This window comes from Streptomyces vulcanius, from assembly GCF_042653945.1.
GTDB lineage: Bacteria > Actinomycetota > Actinomycetes > Streptomycetales > Streptomycetaceae > Streptomyces > Streptomyces mangrovi.
Genome location: NZ_JBHSFK010000042.1, coordinates 19,896 through 34,458 on the forward strand (window position 1 = coordinate 19,896; position 14,563 = coordinate 34,458).

Below are 14,563 nucleotides of genomic sequence, written 5' to 3' on the forward strand. Positions count from 1 at the left end.
GGAGTGCAGTGGCAGCCAACGACCGGGCAGCAGCTCCCGGAAAGTCCGGCGGGAGTTCCGGTGCCGAGGGCCTGATGCGTGCCGCGCTGAGCGCGGTGGCCCCGGGCACGGCCCTGCGTGACGGCCTCGAGCGGGTTCTCCGCGGCAACACCGGCGGACTCATCGTGCTCGGCTCCGACAAGACCGTCGAGACGATGTGCACGGGCGGCTTCGACCTGGACGTCGAGTTCACCGCCACGCGCCTGCGTGAGCTGTGCAAGCTCGACGGCGGCATCGTGGTCTCCTCCGACCTGTCGAAGATCCTGCGCGCCGGCGTCCAGCTGGTGCCGGACCCCACGATCCCCACGGAGGAGACGGGCACCCGCCACCGCACCGCGGACCGTGTCTCCAAACAGGTCGGCTTCACGGTCGTGTCGGTCTCCCAGTCGATGCGGCTCATCGCCCTGTACGTCGACGGACAGCGCCGCGTCCTGGAGGACTCGGCGGCGATCCTGTCCCGCGCGAACCAGGCGCTGGCCACCCTGGAGCGCTACAAGCTCCGCCTGGACGAGGTCGCGGGCACACTGTCGGCGCTGGAGATCGAGGACCTGGTGACGGTCCGGGACGTCTCGGCGGTCGCGCAGCGCTTGGAGATGGTCCGCCGCATCGCCACCGAGATCGCCGAATACGTCGTCGAACTCGGCACGGACGGCCGTCTGCTCGCCCTCCAGCTCGACGAGTTGATCGCGGGCCTGGAACCCGAACGCGAGCTGGTGGTCCGGGACTACGTGCCCGAACCGACCGCCAAGCGCTCGCGCACGGTCGACGAGGCGCTCTCCGAGCTGGACGCGCTCAGCCACGCCGAGCTGCTCGAACTCTCTACGGTGGCCCGCGCGTTGGGCTACACCGGCTCCCCCGAGGCGCTCGACTCGGCGGTCTCGCCGCGTGGTTTCCGCCTCCTCGCGAAGGTCCCCCGGCTCCCTGGCGCGATCATCGACCGCCTGGTGGAGCACTTCGGCGGCCTCCAGAAGCTGCTCGCCGCCAGCGTCGACGACCTCCAGACAGTGGACGGCGTAGGCGAAGCAAGGGCCCGCAGCGTCCGAGAGGGCCTGTCGCGCCTGGCGGAGTCGTCCATCCTGGAGCGCTACGTCTGACGCGTCGCAGCTACGGGGTCGCAGCTACGTCTGACGCGTCGTGGCTGCGGGCATGCGTGCCGCCAGGGGCGGCACGGGTGGGCAGCGGCACCCCGCACGCGCGGGCAAGCACTCCCACCCCCGCCCAGCCCCAGCACAGCCGGGCTAGTCAGCCGACAGCACGAACGACGTCTGCGCCTTGGCAAACCCCGGAGCCGCAGCCTCCACGAGGTAGGTCCCCGTCCCCGCCACCCCCGCCGGAGGAGTCGCACACTCCGCGGCACTCGGCTTCCGGTCCCACTTCACGGTGTACGCGAAGCTCCCCCCGGCCGGCACCCGGTACAGCAGACTGCCGGACACCTTGGGGCAGTCGGCCGACGACCAGTAGTCGTCCTCGGCACCGGTCTGAGTGATCGTCAACACCGCGTTCTTCGGCCCGAGATCGACCTTGCAGTCACTCCCGGAGGAGTTCTTCGCGGTCAGCAGGAACGTCGGCGTCTCGTCGGGCGTGTACGTGTTGCGGACGCTGCGCAGGCTCAACGTGACCACGCTCGCGGTGCAGTTGGGCAGCGTGGTGCCGGCCGGCAACGTCGTACTGGAACCGCTGCCGTTGGCACCGTCGTCGGTGTCGCCACTGCCGCCGCCCGTGCCGGAGCCGTCGGAACCCGAACCGGACCCGGAGCCGTCGCCGCTCCCGTCACCCGACCCCGACCCTGTGCCCGAGCCGGAACCGCCGGTGGCGCCTTCGCTCGACTCGTCGCGCCCGCCCGGGGCTTGGCTGATCGCAGGCCCGGAACCGGACGGCCCGGGGGTGATCGAGGAGGCGGGATCCTTGCCGTTGGGCCCCTTGGCGCCGTTGCTGCCGCCTCCGCCCGAGGTGACGATCCACGTCACCAGCAGCGCCAACAGGGCGACCACGGACAGCAGTACGACCCTCCGGCGCCAGTAGATGGAGGAGGGAAGCGGCCCGATCGGATTGCGCAGAGATCCCACGGCGCAAACTGTACGAGAGATCGCCGCGTCAGCAGGCCCCACCCGCCGCCCGGAGTACAACTTTTCCGGATCATCATTCCGGAAGGCCCGGACCGTCCGAATCCGCATCGGGCCGTACGGCACACACGCGTGACGACAAGTGGCGCTACGCGCGCGTGCCCCGTCGCGCATGGCAGGATCGAAGGGCCATGACTGCGCCCACGAAGCCCCCGCACAGCAGCCCCGCCGACGCCGTCCCCGGAGCGGAACTGCACGCCCCTGTCATCGACTGGTTCGAGGACCACGCCCGCGATCTGCCCTGGCGGCACCCCGAGGCCGGCGCGTGGGGCGTGATGGTCAGCGAGTTCATGCTCCAGCAGACGCCGGTCAGCCGGGTCCTGCCGGTCTACGAGCAGTGGCTGGCCCGCTGGCCGCGCCCCGCCGACCTCGCCGCGGAGGCCCCGGGCGAGGCGGTACGCGCGTGGGGACGGCTCGGCTACCCGCGCCGCGCCCTGCGGCTGCACGGCGCCGCGGTCGCCATAACGGAGCGGCACGGCGGGGACGTACCGTCGGACCACGCGCAGTTGCTCGCACTGCCCGGGATCGGCGAGTACACGGCGGCGGCCGTCGCGTCCTTCGCCTACGGGCAGCGGCACGCGGTGCTGGACACGAACGTCCGCCGGGTGTTCGCGCGCGCCGTGACGGGCGTGCGGTACCCGCCGAACGCCACCACGGCCGCCGAGCGGAAGCTGGCCCGCGCGCTGCTGCCTGACGACGAGCGGACGGCCGCCCGGTGGGCCGCCGCGTCCATGGAGCTCGGGGCGCTGGTGTGCACGGCCAAGAACGAGACGTGCGTGCGCTGCCCGATCGCCGCCCAGTGCGCCTGGCGGCTCGCGGGCAAGCCGGAGCACGAGGGTCCGCCGCGCCGCGGGCAGACGTACGCCGGTACGGACCGGCAGGTACGCGGCAAGCTGCTCGCCGTACTGCGGGACGCGCACGCGCCCGTGCCGCAGGCCGCCCTGGACCGGGTGTGGCATGAACCGGTGCAGCGCGCGCGGGCGCTGGACGGTCTCGTCGCGGACGGTCTGGTGGAGCCGCTGCCGAACGGGCTGTACCGCCTGCCGCTGACCTGACGCACGGTCACTTCACAGACGAACGGCTTCACAACGGCTTCTTCACAGCCCGTACCGAGCCTTCGTCACGTCCAACTGCCGGACAAATCAGCCCATGAACCGCTAATTCTCCACGCCCGCTTACCCAGAACTCATTTCCGTTACACAACCGACGGACAGCCGAGCGCTGTCCGCAGGCTGCTTCGGACAGCCCCGTGACAACACCTCCGTAGCTTCGTTTGTGTGCCCGCCGAGGGCGCGACGGGGACAGAGCAGAGGCACGAAACCGGCGGACGACCGCGAGCCGGACGGGGAAAACGGAGGGGTTGACCATGGCGCAGGGCGAGGTGCTCGAGTTCGAGGAGTACGTCCGCACCCGGCAGGACGCGCTGCTGCGCAGCGCCCGCCGGCTGGTCCCGGACCCGGTCGACGCGCAGGACCTGCTGCAGACGGCGCTGGCGCGGACGTACGGCCGCTGGGACGGCATCGCGGACAAGCGGCTCGCGGACGCCTACCTGCGCCGGGTCATGATCAACACCCGGACCGAGTGGTGGCGGGCCCGCAAGCTGGAGGAAGTGCCCACCGAGCAGCTGCCGGACGCGTGCGTGGACGACTCCACCGAGCAGCACGCGGACCGTGCCCTGTTGATGGACGCCATGAAAGTACTCGCTCCGAAGCAGCGCAGCGTCGTGGTGCTGCGACACTGGGAGCAGATGTCCACGGAGGAGACGGCCGCCGCCCTCGGTATGTCGGCCGGTACGGTCAAGAGCACGCTGCACCGGGCGCTCGCCCGGCTCCGCGAGGAGCTGGAAGCCCGCGATCTGGACGCACGCGCGCTGGAGCGTGAGGAGCGGGAGCGTTGCGCGGCGGCCTGACAGAGGCCGGGCCCACACCTACACCGGCCCGAGGGACCTTCCAGGCGGCGATCACGGCGGTGACCGTGCTCGCCGCCCTCGCCCTTTTCGTCTCCTCGTGCGGCACCGGCGGCACCGGGGCCCGTGACGAGGGCCCCGCGCACTCGGACGCGGTGGGCGGCGGGGCGACCATGACGCCCTCGCCCGCGCCCAGTCGCACCCCCTCCCAGGCGGAGGCGGTCCGGCTCGTGCTGGCCGACCCCGAGGTCTCCACGGAGGTCAAGCAGGACCTGAAGCCCTGCGTCGGCGACGAGTACCCGGTGGACGTCTCCTACGGCAATCTCACCGGCGGCACCGTCACCGACATCGTGGTGAACGTGCTGACCTGCGGTGACGTGGTCGGCATCGGCGCGTACGTGTACCGGGAGGAGCGCGACCGGTACGAGAACGTGTTCAAGGCGGAGGAGCCCCCGGTCTACGCGGAGATAGACCGGGGCGACCTGGTGGTGACGAAGCAGGTGTACGCGAAGGGCGACCCCGTCTCCGACCCGTCCGGCGAGAATGTGATCACCTATCGGTGGTCCCCGGCGCAACGCTTCGTCAAGGAGTTCAGCATCCACAACGAGTACAGCGGTGTGGTGAGCGGGGATGCGACGCCGGTGCCCGCGAGCGGGTGACCTGCGAGAAGCCGCCGGTCGGAAAGGGTCTCCCGCATCAGAATCCCCCGCCGAGAATCTCCCGGCCGAAAGTTTCCCGCGCCGTGAACCGATCGGGGCACTCGTTCCGATGAGGGGATGTGGGCACCGGAACGCACCCGCCGGAACCCATCAGACAGACATCTACCACGAGGACTGAGAGCACCGGGATGGCAGAACACACCCACGTCCTGTTCGTCGAGGACGACGACGTCATCCGCGAGGCCACCCAACTCGCCCTGGAGCGGGACGGCTTCGCGGTCACCGCGATGCCCGACGGCCTCTCCGGCCTGGAGGCGTTCCGGGCCGACCGCCCGGACATCGCGCTGCTGGACGTCATGCTCCCCGGGCTGGACGGCGTGAGCCTGTGCCGGCGCATCCGGGACGAGTCGACCGTGCCGGTGATCATGCTGTCGGCCCGCGCCGACTCCATCGATGTCGTCCTCGGCCTGGAGGCCGGCGCCGACGACTATGTGACCAAGCCCTTCGACGGCGCCGTCCTGGTGGCCCGGATCCGCGCCGTGCTGCGCCGCTTCGGCCACGCGGGCGGCGGCGAGCGCGGCGAGGAGCCCGGTGCCGCCGGCGGGGGTGTGCTGACCTTCGGTGACCTGGAGATCGACACCGAGGGCATGGAGGTGCGCCGGGCCGGCGCACCGGTGGCGCTCACCCCGACCGAGATGCGCCTGCTGCTGGAGTTCTCCTCCGCGCCGGGCACGGTACTGTCCCGGGACAAGCTCCTGGAGCGGGTGTGGGACTACGGCTGGGGTGGTGACACCCGGGTGGTGGACGTTCATGTGCAGCGGCTGCGGACGAAGATCGGACAGGACCGCATCGAGACGGTCCGTGGCTTCGGCTACAAGCTGAAGGCCTGAGCGGCGGGGGGATTCGGGGGATGGTCGGGCACCTGGTTTCCGCCCGCGCGGAGCGCGCGGGCATCCGTACAGGTCTGCGGTGGAAGCTGAGCGCGGCGATCGCACTGGTCGGCGCGCTCGTGGCCATAGCGCTCAGCCTGGTCGTGCACAACGCGGCCCGGGTATCGATGCTGGACAACGCGCGCGACCTCGCCGACGAACGCGTCAAGATCGCCCAGCGCAACTACGAGCTGTCCGGGCGGCCGAACTTCCCGAGCATCAAGATCGACGACCCCGAGCTGCCGTCGGCGGTGCGGGAGAAGGTCGACGCCGGACGCCGGGTGACGTATGTGACCGACAGCAGGGACGGTGTGCCGGACATCTGGGCGGCGGTGCCGGTCAAGGACGGACATGTGCTGTCCCTGCACACCGGCTTCACCGACCGCAGCACCGACATCCTCAAGGACCTCGACCAGGCGCTGGTGATCGGCTCCATCGCGGTCGTGCTCGGCGGCAGCGCGCTCGGGGTGCTGATCGGCGGGCAGCTCTCACGCCGGCTGCGCAAGGCGGCGGCCGCGGCCAACCAGGTCGCCAGTGGCGAGACGGACGTCCGGGTGCGGGATGCCATCGGCGGTGTCGTGAGGGACGAGACCGACGACCTGGCGAGCGCGGTGGACGCCATGGCGGACGCGTTGCAGCAGCGGCTGGAGGCCGAGCGCCGGGTCACCGCCGACATCGCGCACGAACTGCGCACTCCCGTGACCGGGCTGCTCACGGCGGCCGAGCTGCTGCCGCCCGGCCGGCCGACCGAGCTGGTGCTGGACCGTGCGCAGGCGATGCGCACCCTCGTGGAGGACGTCCTGGAGGTGGCCCGGCTCGACGGCGCCTCGGAGCGGGCCGAGCTGCAGGACATCGTGCTGGGCGAGTTCATCGCCCGGCGGGTGGCGGCGAAGGACCCGGACATCGAGGTGCGGGTGGTGCACGAGTCGATGGTCACGACCGACCCCCGTCGGCTGGAGCGGGTCCTGTTCAATCTGCTGGCCAACGCCGCGCGGCACGGCAAGCCGCCGATCCAGGTCACCGTCGAGGGCCGGGTGATCCGGGTCCGCGACCACGGTCCCGGATTCCCCGAGGACCTGCTGGCCGACGGCCCGCGCCGGTTCCGCACCGGCAGCGCCGACCGCGCGGGGCACGGCCACGGGCTCGGCCTGACCATCGCCGCGGGCCAGGCCCGTGTCCTGGGCGCCCGGCTCACCTTCCGCAACGTACGGCCGCCGGGGGGACCGGAGCACATACCGGCCGAGGGCGCCGTCGCCGTCCTGTGGCTGCCGGAGCACGCACCGACGAACACGGGGAGCTATCCGATGATGCCGGACTAGGAACCGGCCCTTCCGGCTCCGGGTTCCTCGGCAGAAGACCCCCGGTTCGGAGGTCGGTCTCTCAGCCGAAGTCCTTCGAGAAGTCCAGTTCGTCGCTGCGCTCGGTCAGTGAGTACCAGTTGCCGTTGTCGTCGCGGAAGATCGCCTCGATGCCGTACGGCCGCTCATGGGGGTCCTGGATGAACTCGACGCCCCGGGCCCTGAAGGTCTCGTAATCGCCCCGGCAGTCGTCGGTACGGAAGGCGCCGGCGCCGATCACACCCTTGCTGACGAGTTTCTTCAGGGCCTCGGAGGACTCCGGGTCGAGGCCGGGGCCGTCGAGGCTCATGAGGGCGAGCTCCACGCCGGGCTGGTCCTTGGCTCCGACGGTGATCCAGCGCATGTCGCCCATGGAGACGTCGTCGCGCACCTCGAAGCCGAGCTTCTCGGTGAAGAAGGCCTTGGTGCGCTGCTGGTCGAAGGTCCACACGGTGGCGATGCCCAGGCCCTTGATCATGGCTCTGCTCCCCTGTCGGGTGTCGTCGGTTCCTGTTCGTCACCGTAGACAGAGGCTGGCTCGGGGCGCTTCTTCGAAGTTGCGGTCCGCAGAGCGGGGGAGCCGCCGGCCCACAGCATCGCGTAGCACCCGGGGACCAGCGAGGCGCCCTTGCCGACGTGCTCGGTGCGGTACTCGGTGGGGTCGGCCCGGTGCGGGACTTGAAACGGGCACGGGGCCCGGAGCCGGGAGGTACCGCCGTGGGACAAGGCGAAGGCCCCCGGGGCGGACACCAGCCGGGGGCCTTCGGTCAGTCAGGGCCGGGTCAGACGCGCTCGGCCACCGGCGGCAGCGAGGCCGCGTCGTCGGTCGAGTCGTCGGACGGCTTCTGCGGGCCCGCGCCCCGGAGCGGGACCTCCTTGACGAAGACCGCCGCCACCAGGGCCACCACCGCGATCACGGCGCCCAGGAGGAATGCCGAGTGGGTGCCGGCCGAGACCGCGTGCTGGTAGGCCTCACGGGCGGCGGCCGGGAGCTTGGCGAGACTGGCCGCGTCCAACTGCGCGGACTGCTCGGTGACCTTCGAACCGAGGGCACCGGCCCGCTCGGCCATGATGTCCTGGACGCGGTTGTTGAACAGCGCGCCCATGATCGCGACACCGAAGGAGGACCCGAGTGTGCGGAACAGGGTGGTGGAGGAGGAGGCGACGCCCATGTCCCGCATCTCCACGCTGTTCTGCGCGACCAGCATGGTGATCTGCATCAGGCAGCCCATGCCGAGGCCGACGACGGCCATGAAGACGCCGGAGGTGAAGCGGCTGGTGCCGGTGTCCATCGTCGACAGCAGGTAGAGGCCGATCACCATCAGGACGCTGCCGGCCAGGGGGAAGACCTTGTACCGGCCGGTGTTCGTGGTGACACGGCCCGCGACCATCGAGGTGACCAGCATCGCGCCGAGCATCGGCAGGAGCAGCAGCCCGGAGTTGGTCGCGGAGGCGCCCTGCACCGACTGCTGGTAGAGCGGCAGGAAGAGGGTCGCGCCGAACATCACGAAGCCGGTGACGAAGCCGATCACGGACATCAGGGTGAAGTTGCGGCTGCGGAAGATGTGCAGCGGTACGACCGGCTCGGCGGCCTTGGTCTGCCAGAACACGAATCCGATGAGGGCGGCGACGCCGATCCCGATCAGCTCCATGATCCGCGCGGACGTCCAGGCGTACTCCGAGCCGCCCCAGGTGGTGACGAGCACGATGGCGGTGATGCCCACGGTCAGCAGGCCGGCGCCCAGGTAGTCGATCCGGGCCTGCGAGCGCTTCTTCGGCAGGTGCAGGACGGCGCTGATCGCGGCGAGGGCCACCACGCCGAGCGGCAGGTTGATGTAGAAGGACCAGCGCCAGCCCCAGTTGTCGGTGATGGTGCCGCCGACCAGCGGGCCGCCGATCATCGCCAGCGCCATGACGCCGGCCATCATGCCCTGGTACTTGCCGCGCTCCCGGGGCGGTATCAGGTCGCCGATGATCGCCATGACGCCGACCATCAGACCGCCGGCGCCTAGGCCCTGCACGGCGCGGAAGCCGATCAGCTCGCCCATGTTCTGGGCCATGCCGCTGAGTGCGGAGCCGATCAGGAAGAGGACAATCGAGGACATGAAGACGCCCTTGCGGCCGTACATGTCGCCGAGCTTGCCCCACAGCGGCGTGGAGGCCGCGGTCGCGAGGGTGTAGGCGGTCACCACCCACGAGAGGTGTTCGAGTCCGCCGAGTTCACCGACGATCGTCGGCATGGCCGTGCCCACGATCATGTTGTCGAGCATCGCGAGCATCATGGTGATCATGAGCGCGAGCAGGACGACCCGCACGCTCCGGGGCTGCTTCTCCTGTGTGCCTGATTCCGTCTCTACCGTCGGTGTGTCCGCCACTGTTCCCACTCCCCTGGTACTGCTCCGGGCCGCCCACTTACTTGCCGCCCGACAAGTTGACTACACTGGGGAAGGTAGACCTGTCACTAGCCGGGCGTCAAGTAAGTTTCTGGCAACGTACTTGCCGGTCGGCAAGCAAGCTCCCGAGGGAGCACAAGGAGTACGAGGATGGGCGGCACCATGGACGGCACCAAGCAGCAGCGCCGCGGCAACACCCGCCAGCGCATCCAGGACGTCGCTCTCGAACTCTTCGCCGAGCAGGGCTACGAGAAGACCTCCCTCCGCGAGATCGCGGAGCGGCTCGATGTCACCAAGGCGGCGCTCTACTACCACTTCAAGACGAAGGAAGAGATCATCGTCAGCATCTTCCAGGATCTGACGAAGCCGATCGAGGAACTGATCGAGTGGGGCCGGGAGCAGCCGCACACCCTCGACACCAAGCGTGAGATCATACGGCGCTACAGCGCGGCTCTCGCCGAGGCGACCCCGCTCTTCCGGTTCATGCAGGAGAACCAGGCGACCGTGCGGGAGCTGCAGATCGGCGATTCCTTCAAGGACCGTATGCGCGGCCTGCGGGACATCTTCATCGACACGGACGCCCCGCTGACCGACCAGGTCCGCTGCGTGAGCGCCATCTTCACCCTGCACGCCGGCATGTTCTTCCTGCAGGACATCGAAGGCGACCCCGAGGACAAGCGTGCAGCCGTCCTCGATGTCGCCTTCGATCTGGTGAGCCAGGCGCATCACGGCGCCTGAAGCCTCCGGGGAGCCGTCGTCAGACGGTCAGGCCCTTGGCGCGCAGGAAGGACACCGGGTCGATCGCCGAGCCGTAGTTGGCGGTCGTACGGATCTCGAAGTGCAGGTGCGGGCCGCTGGAGTTGCCGGTGTTGCCGGACAGGGCGATGCGCTGGCCGGTCTTGACGATCTGGCCGATCTTCACGTCGATGCGCGAGAGGTGGGCGTACTGGGAGTACGTGCCGTTGCCGTGCTTGATGACGATGGCGTTGCCGTAGGCGGGGCCGTCACCGGCGCCGTTGCCGCCGGCCTTGACGACGGTGCCGCCGTGGGCGGCCACGACCTTGGTGCCGCTCGGCACGGCGAAGTCCTGGCCGCTGTGGGTGGACTGCCACATGGCGCCGGCTTGGTGGAAGCTCGCGGACTTCGTGTACTTCGCGACCGGCTTGACCCAGCCCTTGGCCGAGACAGCCTTGGCGGCGACGGACTTGGCGGCGACAGGCGCCGCGGCGGGGGCGGCGGCGGACGCCACTCCGGCCCCCAGCACGACCGAGGCGCCCACTGCGGCGGCCCCGACGGCCACGCGGGTGCGGAGCAGGGACGTACGGGAGGAACGGAACGTGACGCGCTGGAACATCGAAACCTCATGGGGAAGGGGACAGAGACGCCACCCGGCACACGGACGACACGAACGAACGCGGTCGTCCGCCGGGTGGGCCATCCCTTGGTAACCCCGGGGCCCGCATACCCCCAAACGTGTGACGTACGACGAAAGCTAGTACTTCACCCCAAAACTTAGCGTCTCTTGACAGAACGCCCTATGGCGCTCCATTTGGCACTAAACCCTTCCCAGAGTCCCGAATTGGCGTCGAGACTCCATGCGGAAAGTCCTTTTTGTACCGATTTCGCACGCCACTACCGGCCCTAGTACAGCCTCGACGGCCTGTGCGGCTTGTCACCGGCCGCCCCTCGCAAGGGACTTCGGGATGTGACGGGGGCTACTCGGGGAGCGGGAGGGACTACTCCCCTGCCCCACAGGGGACTTGTGACCCCGGTCACGACCACGTGCACGGGTCTGTGACCAGCCTCTCATCGCACACTACCGTCCAGTAACCCGCTGGTTCCCCCCAGGCCATCCCCGCACATGAGCATGCCCACGACACCGGTAGCGCAAGGACGCGAGAGGACCCCACACATGACCAGAGGCACCTGGACGCGCCGTATCGCCATGACCGTCGCGGCCACCGCCGCCGTCACGGCCCTCGCCGTCCCGGCCGGCGCCCAGGCCGCTACGGCCACCGGCACGACCACCGTTGCCGCCGCAGCCGCGGAGGACGTCGACTACGCCACCTGGCAGGCGGACTGCCAGGCCGTGATGAACCAGGCCCTGCCGTATCTGAAGCAGCGCATCGCCGCCGCCCAGGCGGGCGAGAAGCAGGCCATCGTCTTCGACATCGACAACACCACCCTGGAGACCGACTTCGGCTTCAGCTACCCGCAGCCGGCCAACAAGCCGGTCCTCGACGTCGCCAAGTACGCCCAGGAGCACGGCGTCTCGCTGTTCTTCGTCACCGCCCGCCCGGGCATCATCTCCGGGGTGACCGACTACAACCTCAAGTACGTCGGCTACCAGGTCTCCGGTCTCTACGTCCGCGGTCTCCTCGACCTCTTCAAGGACGTCGCCGCCTACAAGACCGCCCAGCGCGTCGACATCGAGAACAAGGGCTACACGATCATCGCGAACATCGGCAACAGCGCCACCGACCTCTCCGGCGGCCACGCCGAGAAGACGTACAAGCTGCCGGACTACGACGGTCAGCTGTCGTAGGCACTCAGGGCATGCGTAAGGGGCCGGTGCTCGAAAGCACCGGCCCCTTACGGGGTGAGGCTTACGCCTCCTTGCTCAGGTTCGGTCCGGCACCGCCGGCCGCCTGCTCGATCGGCGGGACGTCGGGCAGGGCCGACTTCTCCTCGCCTCGGAAGGTGAAGGTCTTGGTCTCGCCCTCGCCCTCGGTGTCCACGACCACGATGTGACCGGGACGCAGCTCGCCGAAGAGGATCTTCTCCGACAGCGTGTCCTCGATCTCGCGCTGGATGGTGCGACGCAGCGGACGCGCGCCCAGCACCGGGTCGTAACCCTTGGTGGACAGCAGCTCCTTGGCGGACTGGGAGAGCTCGATGCCCATGTCCCGGTCCTTCAGGCGCTCGTCGACCTTGCCGATCATCAGGTCGACGATCCGCAGGATGTCCTCCTGCGTCAGCTGCGGGAAGACGACCACGTCGTCGACACGGTTGAGGAACTCGGGGCGGAAGTGCTGCTTGAGCTCGTCCGAGACCTTGTTCTTCATGCGCTCGTAGTTCGACTTCTTGTCGCCCGAGGCCGCGAAGCCCAGGTTGAAGCCCTTGGAGATGTCCCGGGTGCCGAGGTTGGTCGTCATGATGATGACCGTGTTCTTGAAGTCCACGACCCGGCCCTGGGAGTCGGTCAGACGACCGTCCTCCAGGATCTGCAGCAGCGAGTTGAAGATGTCCGGGTGGGCCTTCTCGACCTCGTCGAAGAGGACGACGGAGAACGGCTTGCGGCGGACCTTCTCGGTCAGCTGGCCGCCCTCTTCGTAACCCACGTATCCGGGGGGCGAACCGAAGAGCCGCGACACCGTGTGCTTCTCGCTGAACTCCGACATGTCGAGGGAGATCAGCGCGTCCTCGTCGCCGAAGAGGAACTCGGCGAGCGCCTTGGACAGCTCGGTCTTACCGACACCGGACGGACCGGCGAAGATGAACGAACCACCCGGACGCTTCGGGTCCTTCAGACCGGCACGCGTACGGCGGATCGCCTTCGACAGCGCCTTGACGGCGTCGACCTGGCCGATGACCCGCTTGTGGAGCTCGTCCTCCATGCGCAGCAGACGCGAGGACTCCTCCTCGGTCAGCTTGAAGACCGGGATGCCGGTGGCGGTCGCGAGGACCTCGGCGATCAGCTCGCCGTCGACCTCGGCGACGACGTCCATGTCGCCGGCCTTCCACTCCTTCTCCCGCTTGGCCTTGGCGGCCAGGAGCTGCTTCTCCTTGTCGCGGAGGGAGGCGGCCTTCTCGAAGTCCTGCGAGTCGATCGCGGACTCCTTGTCGCGGCGGACGCCGGCGATCTTCTCGTCGAACTCGCGCAGGTCCGGCGGCGCGGTCATCCGGCGGATGCGCATCCGGGAGCCCGCCTCGTCGATCAGGTCGATCGCCTTGTCGGGGAGGAAGCGGTCCGAGATGTACCGGTCGGCCAGGGTGGCGGCCTGGACCAGCGCCTCGTCGGTGATCGAGACACGGTGGTGCGCCTCGTACCGGTCACGCAGACCCTTGAGGATCTCGATCGTGTGCGGCAGGGACGGCTCGGCGACCTGGATGGGCTGGAAGCGGCGCTCGAGGGCCGCGTCCTTCTCCAGGTGCTTGCGGTACTCGTCCAGCGTGGTCGCACCGATGGTCTGGAGCTCACCACGGGCCAGCATCGGCTTCAGGATGGAAGCGGCGTCGATGGCGCCCTCGGCGGCACCCGCACCGACCAGCGTGTGCAGCTCGTCGATGAACAGGATGATGTCGCCGCGGGTGCGGATCTCCTTGAGGACCTTCTTCAGGCGCTCCTCGAAGTCACCGCGGTAGCGGGAGCCGGCGACCAGCGCGCCGAGGTCCAGGGTGTAGAGGTGCTTGTCCTTGAGGGTCTCGGGCACCTCGCCCTTGACGATGGCCTGGGCGAGGCCCTCGACGACGGCGGTCTTGCCGACGCCGGGCTCGCCGATGAGCACCGGGTTGTTCTTGGTACGGCGGGACAGCACCTGCATGACCCGCTCGATCTCCTTCTCGCGCCCGATGACCGGGTCGAGCTTGGACTCACGAGCGGCCTGGGTGAGGTTCCGGCCGAACTGGTCGAGGACCAGGGACGTCGAGGGGGTGCCCTCGGCAGGCCCGCCGGCGGTGGCGGTCTCCTTGCCCTGGTAACCGGAGAGCAGCTGGATGACCTGCTGCCGCACCCGGTTGAGATCGGCGCCCAGCTTGACCAGGACCTGGGCGGCGACGCCCTCGCCCTCACGGATCAGGCCGAGCAGGATGTGCTCCGTGCCGATGTAGTTGTGGCCGAGCTGAAGGGCCTCGCGGAGCGACAGCTCCAGGACCTTCTTGGCACGGGGGGTGAAGGGGATGTGCCCGGACGGGGCCTGCTGCCCCTGCCCGATGATCTCCTCCACCTGCTGGCGGACCGCCTCGAGCGAAATCCCGAGGCTCTCAAGGGCCTTGGCGGCGACACCCTCACCCTCGTGGATCAGGCCCAGGAGGATGTGCTCGGTGCCGATGTAGTTGTGGTTGAGCATCCGGGCTTCTTCCTGAGCCAGGACGACAACCCGCCGCGCGCGGTCGGTGAACCTCTCGAACATCGTTAATCGCTCCTCAGAGCGGTCAGGCAGTGGGGGGAACTTCCC

Annotated in this window: 13 protein-coding genes; 8 read left to right on the top strand and 5 right to left on the bottom strand. The window is 69.3% G+C overall.

What is annotated here, in order from left to right; genetic code table 11:
• The first annotated feature begins 8 nt into the window (after positions 1-8).
• Positions 9-1,133 carry a DNA integrity scanning diadenylate cyclase DisA gene (gene disA / locus ACFPIH_RS43745; protein ID WP_381184323.1) on the top strand — a complete coding sequence of 375 codons (1,125 nt, stop codon included), beginning with the start codon at positions 9-11 and terminating at the stop codon, positions 1,131-1,133.
• 144 nt (positions 1,134-1,277) lie between these two features.
• Here disA and ACFPIH_RS43750 read toward each other — a convergent pair whose 3' ends face one another.
• A complete protein-coding gene (locus ACFPIH_RS43750) occupies positions 1,278-2,105 on the bottom strand; it encodes a hypothetical protein (RefSeq protein ID WP_381184325.1) in 828 nt (275 codons plus the stop codon).
• Between the two features lie 188 nt (positions 2,106-2,293).
• Here ACFPIH_RS43750 and ACFPIH_RS43755 point away from each other — a divergent pair, with 188 nt between their 5' ends.
• The 5 genes from ACFPIH_RS43755 to cseC all read left to right on the top strand — a co-directional run bounded on the left by ACFPIH_RS43755 (position 2,294) and on the right by cseC (position 6,975).
• Positions 2,294-3,217 carry an HhH-GPD family protein gene (locus ACFPIH_RS43755; protein WP_381184328.1) on the top strand — a complete coding sequence of 308 codons (924 nt, stop codon included), beginning with the start codon at positions 2,294-2,296 and terminating at the stop codon, positions 3,215-3,217.
• Between the two features lie 311 nt (positions 3,218-3,528).
• Positions 3,529-4,071, top strand: coding sequence for a SigE family RNA polymerase sigma factor (locus tag ACFPIH_RS43760; RefSeq protein WP_069773156.1), 543 nt, complete (start codon positions 3,529-3,531; stop codon positions 4,069-4,071).
• On the top strand, positions 4,056-4,727 hold the full coding sequence (locus tag ACFPIH_RS43765) for a hypothetical protein (protein WP_381184331.1): 672 nt from the start codon (positions 4,056-4,058) through the stop codon (positions 4,725-4,727). Before ACFPIH_RS43760 ends, ACFPIH_RS43765 begins: the two co-directional genes overlap by 16 nt.
• 188 nt (positions 4,728-4,915) lie before the next feature.
• On the top strand, positions 4,916-5,617 hold the full coding sequence (cseB, locus tag ACFPIH_RS43770; RefSeq protein WP_381184334.1) for a two-component system response regulator CseB: 702 nt from the start codon (positions 4,916-4,918) through the stop codon (positions 5,615-5,617).
• Between the two features lie 20 nt (positions 5,618-5,637).
• Positions 5,638-6,975 carry a two-component system sensor histidine kinase CseC gene (gene cseC / locus ACFPIH_RS43775; RefSeq protein WP_381184338.1) on the top strand — a complete coding sequence of 446 codons (1,338 nt, stop codon included), beginning with the start codon at positions 5,638-5,640 and terminating at the stop codon, positions 6,973-6,975.
• 61 nt (positions 6,976-7,036) lie between these two features.
• On the opposite strand, the gene ACFPIH_RS43780 is transcribed toward cseC, so the two are convergent.
• Both ACFPIH_RS43780 and ACFPIH_RS43785 read right to left on the bottom strand, forming a co-directional pair.
• The gene (locus tag ACFPIH_RS43780) at positions 7,037-7,471 is read right to left on the bottom strand and encodes a VOC family protein (protein WP_381184340.1); all 435 of its coding nucleotides are present in this window, start codon (positions 7,469-7,471) and stop codon (positions 7,037-7,039) included.
• Positions 7,472-7,775: 304 nt separating this feature from the next.
• The gene (locus ACFPIH_RS43785; RefSeq protein WP_381184343.1) at positions 7,776-9,368 is read right to left on the bottom strand and encodes an MDR family MFS transporter; all 1,593 of its coding nucleotides are present in this window, start codon (positions 9,366-9,368) and stop codon (positions 7,776-7,778) included.
• Between the two features lie 168 nt (positions 9,369-9,536).
• Between ACFPIH_RS43785 and ACFPIH_RS43790 the strand changes: the two genes are divergently transcribed.
• Positions 9,537-10,124 (top strand): TetR/AcrR family transcriptional regulator, encoded by a 588-nt coding sequence (locus tag ACFPIH_RS43790; protein ID WP_381184346.1) that lies wholly within the window; start codon positions 9,537-9,539, stop codon positions 10,122-10,124.
• A gap of 19 nt (positions 10,125-10,143) precedes the next feature.
• Here the strand turns inward: ACFPIH_RS43790 and ACFPIH_RS43795 are convergent, their stop codons facing one another.
• The gene (locus ACFPIH_RS43795) at positions 10,144-10,740 is read right to left on the bottom strand and encodes a M23 family metallopeptidase (RefSeq protein ID WP_381184349.1); all 597 of its coding nucleotides are present in this window, start codon (positions 10,738-10,740) and stop codon (positions 10,144-10,146) included.
• Positions 10,741-11,298: 558 nt separating this feature from the next.
• Here ACFPIH_RS43795 and ACFPIH_RS43800 point away from each other — a divergent pair.
• Positions 11,299-11,931 carry an HAD family acid phosphatase gene (locus tag ACFPIH_RS43800; protein ID WP_381184352.1) on the top strand — a complete coding sequence of 211 codons (633 nt, stop codon included), beginning with the start codon at positions 11,299-11,301 and terminating at the stop codon, positions 11,929-11,931.
• A 61-nt stretch (positions 11,932-11,992) separates the two neighbouring features.
• Here ACFPIH_RS43800 and ACFPIH_RS43805 read toward each other — a convergent pair whose 3' ends face one another.
• On the bottom strand, positions 11,993-14,518 hold the full coding sequence (locus ACFPIH_RS43805; protein WP_381184355.1) for an ATP-dependent Clp protease ATP-binding subunit: 2,526 nt from the start codon (positions 14,516-14,518) through the stop codon (positions 11,993-11,995).
• Positions 14,519-14,563 lie beyond the last annotated feature (45 nt).

Bases quoted from the DNA above. Each gene is read 5' to 3' on its own strand.
- ACFPIH_RS43760 (WP_069773156.1), top strand. From the start codon at position 3,529: ATGGCGCAGGGCGAGGTGCTCGAGTTCGAGGAGTACGTCCGCACCCGG.
- ACFPIH_RS43755 (WP_381184328.1), top strand. From the start codon at position 2,294: ATGACTGCGCCCACGAAGCCCCCGCACAGCAGCCCCGCCGACGCCGTC.
- cseB (WP_381184334.1), top strand. From the start codon at position 4,916: ATGGCAGAACACACCCACGTCCTGTTCGTCGAGGACGACGACGTCATC.
- ACFPIH_RS43780 (WP_381184340.1), bottom strand. From the start codon at position 7,471: ATGATCAAGGGCCTGGGCATCGCCACCGTGTGGACCTTCGACCAGCAG.
- ACFPIH_RS43790 (WP_381184346.1), top strand. From the start codon at position 9,537: ATGGGCGGCACCATGGACGGCACCAAGCAGCAGCGCCGCGGCAACACC.
- cseC (WP_381184338.1), top strand. From the start codon at position 5,638: ATGGTCGGGCACCTGGTTTCCGCCCGCGCGGAGCGCGCGGGCATCCGT.
- ACFPIH_RS43805 (WP_381184355.1), bottom strand. From the start codon at position 14,518: ATGTTCGAGAGGTTCACCGACCGCGCGCGGCGGGTTGTCGTCCTGGCT.
- ACFPIH_RS43795 (WP_381184349.1), bottom strand. From the start codon at position 10,740: ATGTTCCAGCGCGTCACGTTCCGTTCCTCCCGTACGTCCCTGCTCCGC.
- ACFPIH_RS43800 (WP_381184352.1), top strand. From the start codon at position 11,299: ATGACCAGAGGCACCTGGACGCGCCGTATCGCCATGACCGTCGCGGCC.